Origin of the sequence: Yokenella regensburgei (assembly GCF_051486985.1) — a bacterium.
Taxonomy (GTDB): Bacteria; Pseudomonadota; Gammaproteobacteria; order Enterobacterales; family Enterobacteriaceae; genus CBFFRJ01.
On sequence record NZ_JAHVDV010000002.1, the window covers coordinates 37,190 to 52,397 of the forward strand.

Annotated in this window: 15 protein-coding genes and 6 tRNA genes; 8 read left to right on the top strand and 13 right to left on the bottom strand. The window is 51.3% G+C overall.

The genetic code is table 11. The annotated features are described in order from the left end of the window. Positions 1 to 837 carry a pyridoxine/pyridoxal/pyridoxamine kinase gene (pdxK, locus tag KXR87_RS01940; protein ID WP_437430594.1) on the top strand — a complete coding sequence of 279 codons (837 nt, stop codon included), beginning with the start codon at positions 1 to 3 and terminating at the stop codon, positions 835 to 837. A 47-nt stretch (positions 838 to 884) separates the two neighbouring features. Here the strand turns inward: pdxK and crr are convergent, their stop codons facing one another. The 5 genes from crr to cysZ form a co-directional block, all read right to left on the bottom strand. Then, complete coding sequence (crr, locus tag KXR87_RS01945) at positions 885 to 1,394, bottom strand: PTS glucose transporter subunit IIA (RefSeq protein WP_437430595.1); 510 nt, start codon at positions 1,392 to 1,394, stop codon at positions 885 to 887. Between the two features lie 40 nt (positions 1,395 to 1,434). Further along, positions 1,435 to 3,162, bottom strand: coding sequence for a phosphoenolpyruvate-protein phosphotransferase PtsI (ptsI, locus tag KXR87_RS01950; RefSeq protein WP_437430596.1), 1,728 nt, complete (start codon positions 3,160 to 3,162; stop codon positions 1,435 to 1,437). A 44-nt stretch (positions 3,163 to 3,206) separates the two neighbouring features. After that, entirely contained in the window at positions 3,207 to 3,464 is a 258-nt protein-coding gene (ptsH, locus tag KXR87_RS01955) for a phosphocarrier protein Hpr (RefSeq protein WP_039079738.1), read from the bottom strand. 390 nt (positions 3,465 to 3,854) lie between these two features. Next, on the bottom strand, positions 3,855 to 4,826 hold the full coding sequence (cysK, locus tag KXR87_RS01960) for a cysteine synthase A (protein WP_437430597.1): 972 nt from the start codon (positions 4,824 to 4,826) through the stop codon (positions 3,855 to 3,857). Positions 4,827 to 4,967: 141 nt separating this feature from the next. Continuing rightward, positions 4,968 to 5,729, bottom strand: coding sequence for a sulfate transporter CysZ (cysZ, locus tag KXR87_RS01965; protein ID WP_437430598.1), 762 nt, complete (start codon positions 5,727 to 5,729; stop codon positions 4,968 to 4,970). Between the two features lie 230 nt (positions 5,730 to 5,959). Between cysZ and zipA the strand changes: the two genes are divergently transcribed. The 3 genes from zipA (at position 5,960) to KXR87_RS01980 (ending at position 9,222) form a co-directional block, all read left to right on the top strand. Beyond that, positions 5,960 to 6,925 carry a cell division protein ZipA gene (gene zipA / locus KXR87_RS01970; RefSeq protein WP_437430599.1) on the top strand — a complete coding sequence of 322 codons (966 nt, stop codon included), beginning with the start codon at positions 5,960 to 5,962 and terminating at the stop codon, positions 6,923 to 6,925. 66 nt (positions 6,926 to 6,991) lie between these two features. Next, entirely contained in the window at positions 6,992 to 9,007 is a 2,016-nt protein-coding gene (gene ligA / locus KXR87_RS01975) for an NAD-dependent DNA ligase LigA (protein ID WP_437430600.1), read from the top strand. After that, positions 9,007 to 9,222 (top strand): DUF3820 family protein, encoded by a 216-nt coding sequence (locus tag KXR87_RS01980; protein WP_437430601.1) that lies wholly within the window; start codon positions 9,007 to 9,009, stop codon positions 9,220 to 9,222. The genes ligA and KXR87_RS01980 overlap by 1 nt, the downstream gene beginning before the upstream one ends. Here KXR87_RS01980 and KXR87_RS01985 read toward each other — a convergent pair. After that, a complete protein-coding gene (locus KXR87_RS01985; protein WP_437430602.1) occupies positions 9,219 to 10,208 on the bottom strand; it encodes a bile acid:sodium symporter family protein in 990 nt (329 codons plus the stop codon). The two genes, KXR87_RS01980 and KXR87_RS01985, sit on opposite strands and share 4 nt — an antisense overlap. Positions 10,209 to 10,297: 89 nt before the next feature. Between KXR87_RS01985 and KXR87_RS01990 the strand changes: the two genes are divergently transcribed. Continuing rightward, a complete protein-coding gene (locus tag KXR87_RS01990) occupies positions 10,298 to 11,227 on the top strand; it encodes a LysR substrate-binding domain-containing protein (RefSeq protein WP_437430603.1) in 930 nt (309 codons plus the stop codon). Here KXR87_RS01990 and KXR87_RS01995 read toward each other — a convergent pair. The 5 genes from KXR87_RS01995 to KXR87_RS02015 form a co-directional block, all read right to left on the bottom strand. After that, positions 11,218 to 11,562 (bottom strand): FlxA-like family protein, encoded by a 345-nt coding sequence (locus tag KXR87_RS01995; RefSeq protein ID WP_437430604.1) that lies wholly within the window; start codon positions 11,560 to 11,562, stop codon positions 11,218 to 11,220. The two genes, KXR87_RS01990 and KXR87_RS01995, sit on opposite strands and share 10 nt — an antisense overlap. A 304-nt stretch (positions 11,563 to 11,866) precedes the next feature. Further along, positions 11,867 to 11,942 (bottom strand) — tRNA-Lys (locus tag KXR87_RS02000). Between the two features lie 4 nt (positions 11,943 to 11,946). Then, positions 11,947 to 12,022: transfer RNA gene (locus KXR87_RS02005), tRNA-Val, on the bottom strand. 46 nt (positions 12,023 to 12,068) lie between these two features. After that, positions 12,069 to 12,144 (bottom strand) — tRNA-Val (locus tag KXR87_RS02010). A gap of 43 nt (positions 12,145 to 12,187) precedes the next feature. Then, positions 12,188 to 12,263 (bottom strand) — tRNA-Val (locus tag KXR87_RS02015). Positions 12,264 to 12,521: 258 nt separating this feature from the next. Here KXR87_RS02015 and gltX point away from each other — a divergent pair. Beyond that, positions 12,522 to 13,937: a glutamate--tRNA ligase gene (gene gltX / locus KXR87_RS02020; protein WP_437430605.1), complete on the top strand. Its 1,416-nt coding sequence runs from the start codon at positions 12,522 to 12,524 to the stop codon at positions 13,935 to 13,937. Between the two features lie 55 nt (positions 13,938 to 13,992). On the opposite strand, the gene KXR87_RS02025 is transcribed toward gltX, so the two are convergent. Both KXR87_RS02025 and KXR87_RS02030 read right to left on the bottom strand, forming a co-directional pair. Then, positions 13,993 to 14,388: a YfeC-like transcriptional regulator gene (locus tag KXR87_RS02025; RefSeq protein ID WP_437430606.1), complete on the bottom strand. Its 396-nt coding sequence runs from the start codon at positions 14,386 to 14,388 to the stop codon at positions 13,993 to 13,995. Between the two features lies 1 nt (position 14,389). Further along, on the bottom strand, positions 14,390 to 14,752 hold the full coding sequence (locus KXR87_RS02030) for a YfeC-like transcriptional regulator (RefSeq protein ID WP_437430811.1): 363 nt from the start codon (positions 14,750 to 14,752) through the stop codon (positions 14,390 to 14,392). Between the two features lie 220 nt (positions 14,753 to 14,972). On the opposite strand from KXR87_RS02030, the gene KXR87_RS02035 reads away from it, so the two are divergent. Together KXR87_RS02035 and KXR87_RS02040 are read left to right on the top strand one after the other, a co-directional pair. Further along, a tRNA-Ala gene (locus KXR87_RS02035) sits at positions 14,973 to 15,048 on the top strand. 40 nt (positions 15,049 to 15,088) lie between these two features. Then, positions 15,089 to 15,164 (top strand) — tRNA-Ala (locus KXR87_RS02040). The last annotated feature ends 44 nt before the right edge of the window (positions 15,165 to 15,208 follow it).

Sequence of the window (15,208 nt, forward strand, 5' to 3'; positions counted from 1 at the left end):
ATGGAAATGATTCTTTTCAGGGATAAAACCCGGGCACAGCAGACCGATATCGTCGCCGTGCAGTCGCAGGTGGTTTATGGCAGCGTGGGTAACAGTATTGCGGTACCCAACATTCGTCAGCATCGTTTAAACGTCACTGCCGTACCCACCGTCTTGTTCAGTAACACACCACATTATGACACCTTCTATGGCGGTATCATCCCTGACGACTGGTTTACCGGCTATTTACAGGCTCTTGAAGAGCGCGATGTTATGCGTGAGCTTAAAGCGGTGACCACCGGTTATATGGGCAGCGCCAGCCAGATTGCGATTCTGGCGAAATGGCTTACGGCGCTAAAAGAAAAGCACCCGGATTTACTGATCATGGTGGATCCGGTCATTGGTGATACGGACAGTGGGATCTACGTAAAACCGGACATCCCGGCGGCGTATTGCGACTATTTGCTGCCGCTGGCGCAGGGGATTACACCGAACGTCTTCGAGCTTGAGATCCTGAGCGGTAAACCATGTCGTGATATCGACAGCGCCGTCGCGGCGGCAAAAGGCTTACTTTCCGACTCGCTCAGGTGGGTCGCCATAACCAGCGCACCCGTGGTGTCCGATGATAACAGTATTCATGTGGTACTGGTGACGGCAGACTCGGTTGAAATTAGCGCCCACCCGCGTATTGCGACCGATCTAAAAGGAACGGGCGATCTCTTTTGCTCTGAGCTCGTGAGCAACATTGTGAAAGGTAAGCCGCTTGCCGGGGCGATATATGGCGCTGGCGACCGTGTAACAGAGGTGATGAGTTACACGCTGGAAAAAGGGTATGACGAGTTGATTCTTCCTGCCTGACAAACAAAAATGGCGCCATCAGGCGCCATTTTCTTTACCGCGAAGAATTACTTCTTGATGCGGATAACCGGGGTTTCACCCACGGTCACGCTACCGGTAAGTTTGATCAGTTCTTTGATTTCATCCATGTTGGAAATCACAACCGGCGTCAGGGTAGACTTGGCTTTCTCTTCCAGCAGTGGCAGATCAAATTCAATGACCGGATCGCCAACTTTAACGCGCTGGCCTTCTTCCGCGATGCGTTTGAAACCTTCGCCTTTCAGTTCCACGGTATCAATACCGAAGTGAACAAAGAGTTCGATGCCGCTATCGGATTCGATAGAGAAGGCATGGTTGGTTTCAAAAATTTTACCGATAGTACCGTCAACCGGAGCTACCATTTTGTTCCCGGTTGGTTTGATAGCAATGCCATCACCAACAATTTTCTCAGCAAAAACAACATCCGGTACATCTTCAATGTTGACGATTTCGCCGGAAAGCGGAGCAATAATCTCAATAGTTCCAGTGTCTTTCTTATCGTCAGAAACCAGAGATTTCAATTTATCGAACAAACCCATGATCTTCTCCTAAGCAGTAATTTGGGCCGCATCTCGTGGATTAGCAGATTGTTTTTTCTTCAATGAACTTGTTAACCAGCGTCATTAACTCGTCCGTTGTCGGTTGAGCAAGAGCCTGCTCTGCTAAAACCTTCGCATCTTCGAAGTTCGTGTTGCGAATAATCTTCTTAATGCGCGGGATAGAAATGGCACTCATACTGAATTCATCCAGACCCATCCCCAGCAACAGAAGTGTAGCACGTTCGTCGCCTGCAAGCTCACCACACATACCTGTCCACTTGCCTTCGGCATGAGATGCATCAATAACTTGCTTGATGAGGGTGAGGACAGACGGTGACATCGGCTGGTAAAGATGTGAAATCATATCATTACCGCGGTCAACTGCCAGGGTGTACTGGGTTAAATCATTGGTTCCGATACTAAAGAAATCAACTTCTTTGGCCAGATGACGAGCAATGGTTGCCGCTGCAGGTGTTTCCACCATAACGCCAATCTCAATGGTCTCATCAAAGGCTTTACCTTCGTCACGCAGTTCCTGCTTGTAAATCTCAATCTCTTTTTTCAGTGCACGCACTTCTTCAACAGAGATGATCATCGGGAACATGATGCGCAGTTTACCGAAAGCAGAGGCACGCAGAATGGCGCGAACCTGGTCACGCAGGATCTCTTTGCGATCCATGGCGATTCGCACCGCGCGCCATCCCAGGAATGGGTTCTCTTCTTTCGGGAAGTTCATGTACGGCAGCTCTTTATCGCCGCCAATGTCCATGGTACGGACAATCACGGCCTGAGAGCCACAGGCTTCAGCAACCGCTTTGTACGCGGCAAACTGCTCTTCTTCAGTCGGAAGAGAGTCGCGGTCCATGAACAGGAATTCGGTACGATACAGGCCAACACCTTCTGCGCCATTACGCTCTGCACCTGCGACATCGCGCACGGTACCGATGTTGGCACAGACTTCAACCTGATGGCCGTCAAGGGTGATAGCCGGAAGATCTTTGAGTTTAGCCAGTTCAGCTTTTTCTTCAGCAACCTGAGCCTGCGCGCTGCGCAGGGTCTCAATCTCTTCATCTGACGGATTAACATAGACGTTGTTGTTAACCGCATCGAGAATCAGATAGTCGCCGTTTTTCACCTGAGAGGTAACGCTGCCGGTGCCCACAATCGCTGGCAGTTCCAGTGAACGTGCCATGATAGAGGTGTGTGATGTACGACCACCCATATCAGTAATGAAACCGAGGACCTTATTCAGGTTCAGCTGCGCAGTTTCAGATGGCGTCAGGTCAGCGGCAACCAGAATCACTTCATCCTGAATAGAACTCAGGTCAATGATCGGCATACCCAGTATGTTACGCAGCAAACGTTTACCGATGTCACGCACGTCAGCCGCACGTTCTTTAAGGTATTCGTCGTCCAGCTCTTCAAGGGCAGTGGCCTGACCTTCGATAACTTCGTGAGCAGCAGCGTCTGCCGTCATATGCTTATCGTTAATCAGGGCTATGATTTCCTGCTCAAGCTCCTCATCTTCGAGCAACATAATGTGGCCTTCGAAGATGGCTTCTTTTTCTTCACCGAACGTTTCGCCAGCTTTCGTCTTAATCGCTTCGAGCTGCGCAGATGCCTTCGCACGGCCACTCAAAAAACGTTCAGTTTCCTGGGAAGCCTTATCGGCAGAAATTTTCTTCCGGTCAATGACGATCTCGTCTTCTTTCAGCAGCAATGCTTTGCCAAAAGCGATACCCGGGGATGCTAAAATGCCTGAAATCATAACCCTACCTTACTTGTGACTGATCTTTAAAAGAACCCGTAAACTTACTCGAGCTCTGCCATCAGTTTGACCAGATGCTCAACTGCTTTTTGCTCGTCTTCACCTTCTGCGGTCAAGGTAACAACAGTACCTTGAGTCAGACCCAGAGTTTGCAGTTTAAACAGGCTTTTCGCGCTGGCGCTTTTGCCGTTGGAAGTCACAGTGATCTCAGAAGTGAAGCCTTTAGCTTCTTTAACAAACTGAGCAGCAGGGCGGGTGTGCAGACCGTTCGGAGCGGTAATGGTAACTTCTTGCTGGAACATTGTATTTCCCCAACTTATAGGTTTAGTGTTGTGGAACTAAAGTCTAGCCTGGCGGTTCGACTTTAGCCTGTATCGTTAGCGCCGGCGTATAAGATACGACTCGTAAGCCACAGGCGTCATTAACGCATAGTGTGATGCTGGCGCTTCTGGCGAACAACGTCTTAAACGTCATTAAACATTATGCAGCGAAAGCGAGAGTTGAACCAAATCATAAAATCGATTCAGCTTCGTGAAATCAGAAACCGATTAATTTCGCGCATCAAAATAAATGTGATGGTTAAATACCAGACCCGCGTGGTCGAAGCAATGGCAGGAGGAGTGAAAGTTTGATGTGCGCCACAAAAAAGCACCTCATTGGGTGCTTTTTTGTGCGTTTGTTACAATCTGGCATTACTGTTGCAGTTCTTTCTCAGTAAACAGATCGGCAAATAACGCGGTGCTTAAATAGCGCTCACCCGAGGAAGGAAGGATAACCACTATATTCTTATTGGTAAAGGTTTCGTCTTCCTGAAGTTTCAGCGCGGCGGCCACGGCAGCACCGGAAGAGATACCTGCCAGAATGCCTTCTTCTTCCATAAGACGACGCGCGGTGTCGATGGCTTCTTCGTTGGTAATGGCAACCACTTTATCAATCAATTTCAAATCAAGGTTACCGGGAATGAAACCCGCACCAATGCCCTGAATTTTATGCGGACCGGGTTTGATCTCTTCGCCAGCCAGTGCCTGAGCAATGACCGGAGAGTCCGTGGGTTCAACCGCAACGGTAATGAGGTCGGCTTTACCTTTAGTCCCTTTAATATAGCGGGAGACGCCCGTCAGCGTACCGCCGGTGCCTACACCAGAGATAAATACATCCACCTGACCATCAGTGTCTTCCCAAATCTCCGGACCCGTGGTTTTTTCATGAATTTCCGGGTTGGCCGGATTACTGAACTGCTGAAGCAGTAAAAATTTTGATGGATCGCTGGCAACAATCTCTTCCGCCTTCTGGATCGCCCCTTTCATGCCTTTCGCGCCTTCGGTAAGCACGAGGTTAGCGCCAAGCGCCTTTAAGAGCTTACGACGTTCAATACTCATGGTCTCCGGCATCGTCAGCGTCAGCTTATAACCACGCGCTGCGGCGACATAGGCCAGAGCGATCCCCGTATTACCACTGGTTGGTTCAACCAGTTCAATACCCGGTTTCAGCACGCCACGTTTTTCGGCATCCCAAATCATATTGGCACCAATACGGCATTTCACGCTGAAGCTCGGGTTACGGGATTCGACCTTTGCCAGGATGCGTCCATTACCGATACGGTTCAGTCGAACCAGCGGCGTATGACCGATAGTCAGCGAGTTATCTTCAAAAATCTTACTCATGGCCTGTCCTTAACTGTATGAAATTTGGGAACCACCCCAGCATACCCACTTACCGCACGGGCGGAAGTAAGGAAATCGCATATCTATATGCTGAGGTGAAATAATGGCAATCAGTATGGAATAAGAACGGGAATAACGCCCTTAGCGCCAGAGTGCATTTTTTTCCCGATAACAGTCTACCCACATCGCGGTTGCGCCACAGACCGCTACGGGCATTACAACGAGGTTCAGTACCGGGATCAGTGTGAACAGGCTGGTAATCGCCCCGAACTGTAAATTTGTCCCTTTGCGGGTGCGTAAGGATGCACGCATCGTTTTAAACGGCACTTTATGATTATCAAAAGGATAATCACAATACTGTATCGCCAGCATCCATGCGCTGAACAGAAACCACACCACCGGCGCCACCGTCTGGCCGATGCCCGGAATAAAATAGAGCAGCAAAAGCACAACGGCGCGAGGTAAATACCAGGCAAGTTTTTGCCACTCACGCTTCATAATGCGCGGGACATCTTTAAGGATAGCGCCAATGCCTGCATCAGGCGGCGTTGCTCCCGTTAAGCGTGCTTCTAACTGTTCAGCTAACAGCCCATTAAAAGGCGCGGCTATCCAGTTCGCAATGGTGGAGAAAAAGTAGCTGAACACCAGCAAAATGGAGAGCACAACAACAGGCCATAGCAAATAGCTCAACCACTGTAACCAGTCGGGTACATGGCTCATAAGCGCGGGGATCCAGTTATCGAGACGGGTAAACAGCCAGATAAATGCCGCGCCCATCAACACGATGTTAACCAGCAGCGGCAGAACAACAAAACGGCGGATGCCGGGCAGGGTGATAAGCTTCCAGCCATGACAAAAGTAAAAAAAACCGCTGCGCGAGGGGACGGATGAAGATGAAACCATAGTCTGGCTATACTCCTTTGTATTACAGCCGGAAATCAGCAGACTATATTATCTGCTCGCGGGAGAAAAAACCCGTTCGGAAATGTTCGAAAAAACAGCAAAAAGCACGATTTCGTTCATCTTTATGCCGTGAAAGGCATGTGTACACTTGCACTTGACGTAATCGGCAAATACTCTTAGTAAGTAAATGTTTGCCGTGTTGGCAAGGTGTTAGAACAACAGAGAATATAATGATGCAGGATTTGCGTCTGATATTAATCATTGTTGGCGCGATCGCCATAATCGCTCTACTGGTTCATGGTTTTTGGACCAGCCGTAAAGAACGTTCTTCAATGTTCCGTGACCGTCCGCTGAAACGTATGAAGTCGAGACGTGAGGATGATGATGAGTACGACGAGGATGTCGAGGAAGAAGACGACAGCGTGGGTGAAGTTCGCGTTCATCGGGTAAATACTGCCCCGAAAGCCAGCAGCGAGCCGGAGACGCCTCGTCAGCAGCCGCAGCATCAGTACCAGCCGCCGTATGCATCCGCGCAACCTCGCGCCGCTGCGCCTGCCCAGCATCATGAGGAGCGCCCGGTGCAGCCTGCCACGCAACCTGCGCCTGAAGCGACTTATGTTGAGCAGCCCGTCCGTCAGGAAGCGAGGCCAACTGCGGCACCGCAACCCGTCGCACCGCCGCCACAGCCTGTTGCTACGCCAGTGCACCCGGAGCCAGTGGCGCAGCCGGAACCTGAACCTGTTGTTGAGCCAGCCCCGGTTGCAGAAAAACCGGTGCGCAAAGAGACGGTAATTATTATGAACGTCTCTGCCCATCATGGCACCGCGCTTCAGGGTGAGCTGCTGCTTAACAGCATCCAGCAGGCTGGTTTTAAATTTGGTGATATGAGCATTTTTCATCGTCACCTGAGCCCCGATGGAAGCGGCCCTGCACTATTCAGCCTGGCAAACATGGTGAATCCAGGTACGTTTGATCCGGAGATGACGGATTTTACTACGCCGGGCGTGACAATTTTTATGCAGGTTCCTTCCTACGGTGATGAACTGCAGAACTTCAAACTTATGCTTCAGTCAGCGCAGTATATCGCCGATGAAGTGGGTGGCGTGGTCCTTGACGATCAACGTCGTATGATGACGCCGCAGAAATTGCGCGAGTATCAGGACCGGATCCGCGAAGTGATAGAATCACGCGCGTAGCCCAGACCTTTTTGTTATCAGCCAAAACCCCCGCCCGTCGGGGGTTTTTTATATTGATGGTGCGACATGGAATCAATCGAACAACAACTCACCGAACTGCGAACAACGCTTCGCCATCATGAATATCTTTATCATGTCATGGATACGCCCGAGATCCCGGACGCAGAATATGACAAGCTGCTGGTCCGGTTGCGCGAACTTGAAGCGCAGCATCCTGAACTCATTACTCCCGATTCACCGACGCAGCGCGTGGGTGCTGCGCCGTTGGCCTCTTTTAGCCAGATTCGTCATGAAGTCCCTATGTTGTCGCTGGATAACGTTTTTGATGAGGGGAGTTTCCTCGCCTTCAATAAACGCGTCCAGGATCGCCTGAAGAACACCGATGCCCTGACTTACTGCTGTGAGTTGAAACTGGATGGTCTGGCGGTCAGCATTCTTTACGAGAATGGGGTATTGATACGCGCTGCAACCCGGGGAGACGGGACTACCGGGGAGGACATCACCTCCAATGTAAGGACGATTCGTGCCATTCCGCTCAGGCTGCACGGCGCTAATATCCCCGCCCGTCTGGAAGTTCGCGGGGAAGTCTTTTTACCCCAGGCGGGCTTCGAAAAAATCAATGAAGAGGCGCGCCGTACCGGGGGAAAAGTATTTGCCAACCCGCGTAACGCCGCCGCCGGATCATTACGTCAGCTTGACCCGCGGATCACCGCTAAGCGTCCGCTTACTTTCTTCTGCTATGGGGTGGGGATCCTGGAAGGCGGCGGACTTCCTCGTGGTCATCTGGAGCGCTTACAGCAGTTCAAAAAATGGGGGTTGCCGGTCAGTGAGCGCATACGTCTGTGCGACTCTCCTGAGGCGGTGCTCGATTTTTATCATCAGGTGGAAGCCGACCGTCCTCACCTCGGGTTTGACATCGACGGTGTCGTCATCAAAGTTAATGCGCTGGAGTTGCAGGAGCAGCTTGGATTCGTGGCGCGAGCCCCGCGCTGGGCCGTCGCTTTTAAATTCCCGGCGCAGGAACAGACCACTTTTGTGCGCGATGTAGAATTTCAGGTTGGCCGCACAGGCGCGATTACCCCGGTCGCCCGCCTCGAACCGGTACAGGTTGCGGGTGTGCTGGTCAGCAACGCAACGCTACATAATGCGGATGAAATTGCCCGTCTCGGTCTTCGCATTGGTGACAAAGTGGTGATCCGTCGCGCTGGTGATGTTATTCCACAGGTGGTCAATGTGGTGGAATCTGAGCGCCCCGATGAAACACGGGATATTGTGTTCCCTGCGCATTGCCCGGTTTGTGGCTCCGACGTTGAGCGTGTGGAAGGTGAAGCGGTCACGCGCTGTACCGGCGGTCTCATCTGCGGCGCACAGCGCAAAGAGTCGCTTAAGCACTTTGTTTCCCGCCGTGCAATGGATGTCGATGGCATGGGCGACAAAATAATCGATCAACTGGTGGAGAAAGAGTACGTCCACACGCCAGCCGATCTTTTCCGCTTAACCGCAGGCAAACTCACCGGTCTTGACCGTATGGGGCCAAAATCTGCTGAAAACGTGGTTAATGCGCTGGAAAAGGCGAAAGCGACTACCTTTGCCCGTTTCCTCTATGCCTTAGGTATACGTGAGGTAGGTGAGGCGACAGCAGCAGGTCTGGCGGCCTTTTTCGGTACGCTGGAAGCCCTGGAAGCAGCGTCGGAGGAAGACCTGCAAAAAGTACCTGACGTGGGCAAAGTGGTCGCCGCCCATGTGTTCAATTTCTTTGCCGAAGAGAGTAACCGCGACGTCATCCGCCAGCTACTGGCTGAAGGTATCCACTGGCCCGCACCGGTGGTCGTTAACGCCGCAGAGATAGACAGTCCCTTTGCCGGCAAGACCGTAGTACTGACCGGTAGCCTGAGTCAGATGTCCCGCGATGATGCCAAAGCGCGGCTGGTTGAATTGGGTGCTAAGGTTGCGGGGAGCGTGTCGAAAAAAACCGACCTTGTGATTGCCGGTGAAGCGGCTGGCTCAAAACTGGCAAAAGCACAGGAGCTGGGCATTCCGGTCATTGATGAGGCGGAGATGATCCGACTGCTGGGGGAGTAGTGGAGAAAGCGCAGCTGATTGAAATCGCCAACACGCCGATGCCCTTCGGGAAATATCAGGGTCGCAGACTGATTGATTTGCCGGAGGAGTATCTGTTGTGGTTTGCCCGTAAGGATTCTTTCCCCGCCGGGCACCTGGGCGAGCTATTGCAACTGGTGCTGGTGATTAAAACCGAGGGGCTGACGCATCTGGTTCAGCCCCTTAAGCGCCATTAGGTTTTAGCCACTTCCTGCGCCTGGGTTTTTTCAGCCTGATGCTTATAGCGTCGGGCAAGGACCGCGCAGACCATCAGCTGGATCTGATGGAAAATCATCAGTGGCAACACCATCATGCCGATGACCGAGGTAGGGAAGAGGATATTGGCCATCGGGATACCGTTGGCCAGGCTTTTCTTGGAGCCGCAGAAAACAATAGTAATTTCGTCGGCTTTGTTAAAGCCGCAGCGACGGGCGACCACGACATTAACCGCAATAACGATAGCCAGCAGGACAATACTCACCACCACGATAAACAGTAATGATCCCACGCCCACCTTCTGCCAGATACCATTAACCACCGCTTCGCTGAAGGCAGAATAGACCACCAGCAGAATGGATGTCTGATCCGTTTTCGAGATCCATTTTTTATTGCGCGCGACCCATGCTCCCGTCCACGGGCGGGAAAGGTGCCCCAGCACAAACGGCAGCAGCAGTTGCAGCATAATTTTACCGACCTGCTCAAAACTCCCCTCAGCACCGTGCAAATTCATCAGCAGTCCTACCAGCAGCGGTGAGAGGAAGATACCCAGCAGACTTGATGCGGAAGCGGAGCAGACCGCCGCCGCGACATTACCGCCTGCGAGCGAGGTAAAGGCAATGGCTGACTGGACGGTCGCAGGCAAGATGCACAGGTATAAAAAGCCGGTGTAAAGTTCCTGGCTGACATTTACCGGTGACCACCAGACGAAAAGCACGCCCAGGGCCGGGAAGAGGATGAAGGTGCTACACATGACCCAGAGGTGTAATCGCCAGTGGCTGCCGCCAGCAATAATCGCCTCGCGGGATAGCTTTGCGCCATGCATAAAAAAGAGTAGCGCAATGGCCGCCATAGTCAGCCATTCAAAGAAGGGGACAAAACCGCCTCTTGCCGGTAAAAAAGTCGCCAGCAGTACCGTTACGATAAGCGTCAGCGTGAAGGGATCAAGAATACGAAAAAGTTTCATAAAGACTCCTGCAAATCAGTGCCAATAGTTTGCTTTTATTGGTTTGAGAAATAAAATTGATTTATTGAATGAATTTATGAATTTTTTAGATGAATTATACCCTTAAACAGTTGCGCGTTTTCGTAACGGTAGCGCAGGCCCGCAGTTTCAGCCGGGCGGGCGATATTATCGGCCTGAGTCAGTCTGCGGTAAGCCACTCAGTCAAAGAGCTGGAGTCCCAGACGGGTGTGCGGTTGCTCGACCGAACCACCCGCGAGGTCATTCTGACAGAGGCTGGACAACAGCTTGCTGCGCGTCTGGAGCGTCTTCTGGATGAGCTTAATAGCACGTTGCGTGAAGCAGGGCGTGTTGGGCAGCAACTGACGGGCACCGTACGTGTGGCAGCCAGCCAGACGCTCTCCGCCCATCTTATCCCGCAGTGTATTGCCCAAAGTAACAGGTGCTATCCTGAAATTGATTTTATGCTTCACGATCGGCCGCAGCAGTGGGTGCTGGAAAGCATTCGGCATGGAGAAGTCGATTTTGGCATGGTTATCGACCCGGGTCCGGTGAGCGATCTTGAGTGCGAAGAGATCCTCTCTGAACCCTTTTTTCTCCTCTGCCGGGGCGATCACGCCTGGGCTGATAAGCCCGGAGTGCGCTGGTCAGAACTTGAAGGGGCGAGGCTGGTCGTACAGGACTATGCTTCGGGAAGCCGCCCGCTTATTGATGCGGCGCTGATGCGCTTTGGTATTCACGCGCGGATTGTTCAGGAGATTGGACACCCGGCTACCCTGTTTCCTATGGTCGAGGCGGGAATAGGCGTCAGTGTTATGCCTGCGCTGGCTTTGCCTCTGCCACAGGGGAGCCAGCTGTGCGTGAAGCGGCTGATGCCCGAGATAGAACGTAAAATTATGCTGGTGCGGCGTAAAAATCGCTCATTATCGGGGGCGGCGCAGGCGGTGTGGGATGTGGCGAGGGAACAGGCCCGGTATTTGACTCAGGCCAGAGCAGAAGACCCGCTGTTTACTCAGATATAAATATCGATCTGATGGTCAGTTGAAGGCGTGTTGACACCTTCTACTTTGGCCTGCTTCTCATCAGCTTTTTTCTGTGCTTCCTCTGCCTGCTTATGTTGCAGTTGGGCCAGTTGAGTCTGTAGCAAATCGATTTGAGCCTGAATTTGCTGTTGCTGCGTCTTTTTCTGCTCGGTCGTACCCGTTCCTTCAGAAATACTTTTCAGCTGTTTCGTGAGCGTGGAGATTTGCTGAGTGATGCGGCTTATTTGGGAGGCAATATCGCTGGCACCAGAAGATGAACTACTGCTGCCACTGCCGCTGGTCACTGACGATGTCGTCGTTTGGATTGTTGTCATTATTAATACCTTTGCCGTAAAAGAGGAGTATTGACGTATTTATATTTTTTCTTTAGCCACGCACCGTTGGCGCGGTTCGGGAATCATATCCTGACATTAAGGATAAATTATGGATAAAGGTCACTTAATTTGTACATTGATTTTATTGGTATTTTTATTTTGCATAGAACAATTATGGCAAAGTTTATGGCTTAGGATGTGCGCTGAGATGCGTGAAAAACGCAGACTAAAGAGAAACTGCTTCAGGTTCGAAGCTTATAAATCGCAGATAGCAAAAAAGCGCCTTTAGGGCGCTTTTTTACATTGGTGGGTCGTGCAGGATTCGAACCTGCGACCAATTGATTAAAAGTCAACTGCTCTACCAACTGAGCTAACGACCCGAAGTGGTGGGTGATGACGGGATCGAACCGCCGACCCCCTCCTTGTAAGGGAGGTGCTCTCCCAGCTGAGCTAATCACCCACTTCGGTACTTCATTTTACTGCAAGAAATCCAGCTGGCGAGAAAGTGGTGGGTGATGACGGGATCGAACCGCCGACCCCCTCCTTGTAAGGGAGGTGCTCTCCCAGCTGAGCTAATCACCCACTTCTCAATTTCTTGCTACACGGCGGAGACTACATAAGTAGTTGGTGGGTGATGACGGGATCGAACCGCCGACCCCCTCCTTGTAAGGGAGGTGCTCTCCCAGCTGAGCTAATCACCCCCGCTGTGTGGAGTCGCATTATAGGGAGAGTTGAAAATGAGTCAACGCATTTTCTAAAGAAATTGTTCGTTCGTCGTAAAATTAGTCAAAGCGAGCTTTAAATGGTCTTTGTTGTCTGATTTGTATACAAAATACAGATGAATAGCCGGGATTGTGGCAACAACATTGAGGATTCACCTCACGGTGATAGAATATCGCCGACTTCATTTTTCCTGATTTGCCGGCTATCGGCATCTTTATCAAACGTAAGGCCATTTCATGAAAATCAAAACTCGCTTCGCGCCAAGCCCGACCGGCTATCTGCATGTAGGCGGCGCGCGTACTGCCCTTTATTCCTGGCTTTTTGCGCGTAACCACGGCGGTGAGTTCGTACTGCGTATTGAAGATACCGACCTTGAGCGCTCCACGCCGGAAGCGATCGAAGCCATAATGGATGGGATGAACTGGCTGAGTCTGGAGTGGGATGAAGGCCCTTACTATCAGACTAAACGGTTTGATCGCTACGACGCGGCTATTGATGAAATGCTGGCAGCTGGCACAGCCTATAAATGTTATTGCTCTAAAGAGCGTCTCGACGCCCTGCGTGAAGAGCAAATGGCAAATAATGAGAAACCACGTTATGACGGGCGCTGCCGCCACAGCCACGAGCATCATGCTGATGATGAGCCTTGCGTGGTGCGTTTCGCGAACCCACAGGACGGTTCAGTGATATTCGACGACCAGATCCGCGGTCCTATCGAGTTCAGCAACCAGGAACTGGACGATTTAATTATTCGTCGTACTGATGGTTCTCCAACCTATAACTTCTGCGTGGTCGTAGATGACTGGGATATGGAAATCACACATGTTATTCGTGGTGAAGACCATATCAACAACACGCCGCGCCAGATAAACATTCTGAAAGCGCTGAACGCGCCGGTGCCGGTTTACGCCCATGTATCAATGATTAACGGTGATGACGGCAAAAAGTTATCTAAACGTCACGGTGCGGTCAGCGTGATGCAATACCGGGATGATGGCTATCTGCCTGAAGCCTTACTGAACTACCTGGTTCGTCTGGGCTGGTCGAGTGGCGATCAGGAGATCTTCAGCCGTGAAGAGATGATCAAACTCTTCTCATTGAACGCGGTAAGTAAGTCAGCGAGTGCCTTTAATACTGAAAAACTCCAGTGGTTGAACCATCACTATATTAATACGCTGGCACCTGAATATGTTGCTACTCACCTGCAGTGGCACATTGAGCAGGAAAATATAGATACCCGTAACGGTCCGCAGCTTGCAGATCTTGTGAAATTGCTTGGCGAGCGTTGCAAGACCTTAAAAGAGATGGCGGCTACCTGCCGTTACTTCTATGAAGAGTTTGCAGAGTTTGATGCCGATGCGGCCAAGAAACACCTGCGCCCGGTTGCACGTCAGCCGCTTGAAGTCGTCCGCGATAAACTGGCTGCGATTGATGTGTGGACGGCTGAGAACGTTCACCAGGCAATTCAGGCTACGGCGGATGAGCTGGAAGTGGGCATGGGGAAAGTGGGAATGCCATTGCGTGTAGCGGTAACAGGGGCAGGCCAGTCTCCGGCATTAGATGTCACCGTCCACGCTATCGGTAAGACCCGCAGCGTTGAGCGTATTAATAAAGCGCTGGGTTTCATTGCTGAGCGTGAAAGCCAGCAGTAAAGTAGCTCCCCCTCGTTAGAATGAAATGAAACGGCAGGATTTTCCTGCCGTTTTCTTATCGCTCTTCAGGCTGCGTGATTTGAAGCCTGTCCAGAAGCCCGTGAATACCTTCTCTTGCCAGCAATACACTCAAAGCCTCCTGCTCATAAGGCGTTAAATTTTTCAGGACATTGAGAATACGTAGCAGGGCAGGAGTAAGTGTTTCCGAGGCGTAATAGGGTAACGGCTCGGTGGCGACGGCCGGGGAAATGCGATGGCGCATCCCTGGCGTTTTCATGATAAACAGGCGCACATCTTTATTCAGATGAATCAGCCTGGCGCGCCCACCTTTAATGCCCGGTAAACGCTCCGTTGACCACTTATGCTGACGTATCCAGCGATTCACCGTTTGTTTAGCCACCCCAAGAAATTCCGCTAACTCCTCGGTGGTCATTTTATCTGGAAGTTTCATATTAATTGTTTTCGCGGATCCCTAATCGAGCCAATAATCCTGTGATGCCTTCACGCAAAAGCAGTGATGAAAGTTGTTGTTGTTCCAGGCGGGTCATCTCTTTGGCCAACGTGAGAAGTAACGTCTCCAGCGCTGCGTCTTTTGCCGGTTCAACAGAGAAGGGGAGGTCACTCCCGGCGCGTTGCGTATTACGAATGAAATCCCGAACCTGCTCATTGATCAGAACCAGCCGAGCTTTGCCGCCCTGAACCCCCGGTTTGGGTGTGGTCACCCAGCCTTCTTTTCGCACCCATTTGTTTATGGTTTGACGACTATAGCCAGTGAGTTTTGCTAACTCTTCTGGCGTCATTCGTTCCTTGAGCATCATATTTCCAGAGTCAAAGTAGGGGTAATTACGCGTTGATGTTATAGCATCATTTTACGAGAAAATGTGACAGGTTTAACTACTGACTGCGAGTGGCTTCGCAATGTTCTCCAGTTGTTTGCTTTTTCAGCGGTTGATTGCAGGCATATGATTTTGCCGTTGACACCTGGCGAGGGAATTCATATTATGCCGCCCGTCAACACGACACGCTTTACGCGATGGGGCTATAGCTCAGCTGGGAGAGCGCTTGCATGGCATGCAAGAGGTCAGCGGTTCGATCCCGCTTAGCTCCACCAAATCATCATCCCAGGTGAATTTGGTGCGTAAAGAAAATTTGGGGCTATAGCTCAGCTGGGAGAGCGCTTGCATGGCATGCAAGAGGTCAGCGGTTCGATCCCGCTTAGCTCCACCACTTTCAGACCCTCGCGTTTACGCGGGGGTTTTTGTTTTTCTACG

Bases quoted from the DNA above. Each gene is read 5' to 3' on its own strand.
- pdxK (WP_437430594.1), top strand. From the start codon at position 1: ATGGAAATGATTCTTTTCAGGGATAAAACCCGGGCACAGCAGACCGAT.
- crr (WP_437430595.1), bottom strand. From the start codon at position 1,394: ATGGGTTTGTTCGATAAATTGAAATCTCTGGTTTCTGACGATAAGAAA.
- ptsI (WP_437430596.1), bottom strand. From the start codon at position 3,162: ATGATTTCAGGCATTTTAGCATCCCCGGGTATCGCTTTTGGCAAAGCA.
- ptsH (WP_039079738.1), bottom strand. From the start codon at position 3,464: ATGTTCCAGCAAGAAGTTACCATTACCGCTCCGAACGGTCTGCACACC.
- cysK (WP_437430597.1), bottom strand. From the start codon at position 4,826: ATGAGTAAGATTTTTGAAGATAACTCGCTGACTATCGGTCATACGCCG.
- cysZ (WP_437430598.1), bottom strand. From the start codon at position 5,729: ATGGTTTCATCTTCATCCGTCCCCTCGCGCAGCGGTTTTTTTTACTTT.
- zipA (WP_437430599.1), top strand. From the start codon at position 5,960: ATGATGCAGGATTTGCGTCTGATATTAATCATTGTTGGCGCGATCGCC.
- ligA (WP_437430600.1), top strand. From the start codon at position 6,992: ATGGAATCAATCGAACAACAACTCACCGAACTGCGAACAACGCTTCGC.
- KXR87_RS01985 (WP_437430602.1), bottom strand. From the start codon at position 10,208: ATGAAACTTTTTCGTATTCTTGATCCCTTCACGCTGACGCTTATCGTA.
- KXR87_RS01990 (WP_437430603.1), top strand. From the start codon at position 10,298: ATGAATTATACCCTTAAACAGTTGCGCGTTTTCGTAACGGTAGCGCAG.
- KXR87_RS01995 (WP_437430604.1), bottom strand. From the start codon at position 11,562: ATGACAACAATCCAAACGACGACATCGTCAGTGACCAGCGGCAGTGGC.
- gltX (WP_437430605.1), top strand. From the start codon at position 12,522: ATGAAAATCAAAACTCGCTTCGCGCCAAGCCCGACCGGCTATCTGCAT.
- KXR87_RS02025 (WP_437430606.1), bottom strand. From the start codon at position 14,388: ATGAAACTTCCAGATAAAATGACCACCGAGGAGTTAGCGGAATTTCTT.
- KXR87_RS02030 (WP_437430811.1), bottom strand. From the start codon at position 14,752: ATGCTCAAGGAACGAATGACGCCAGAAGAGTTAGCAAAACTCACTGGC.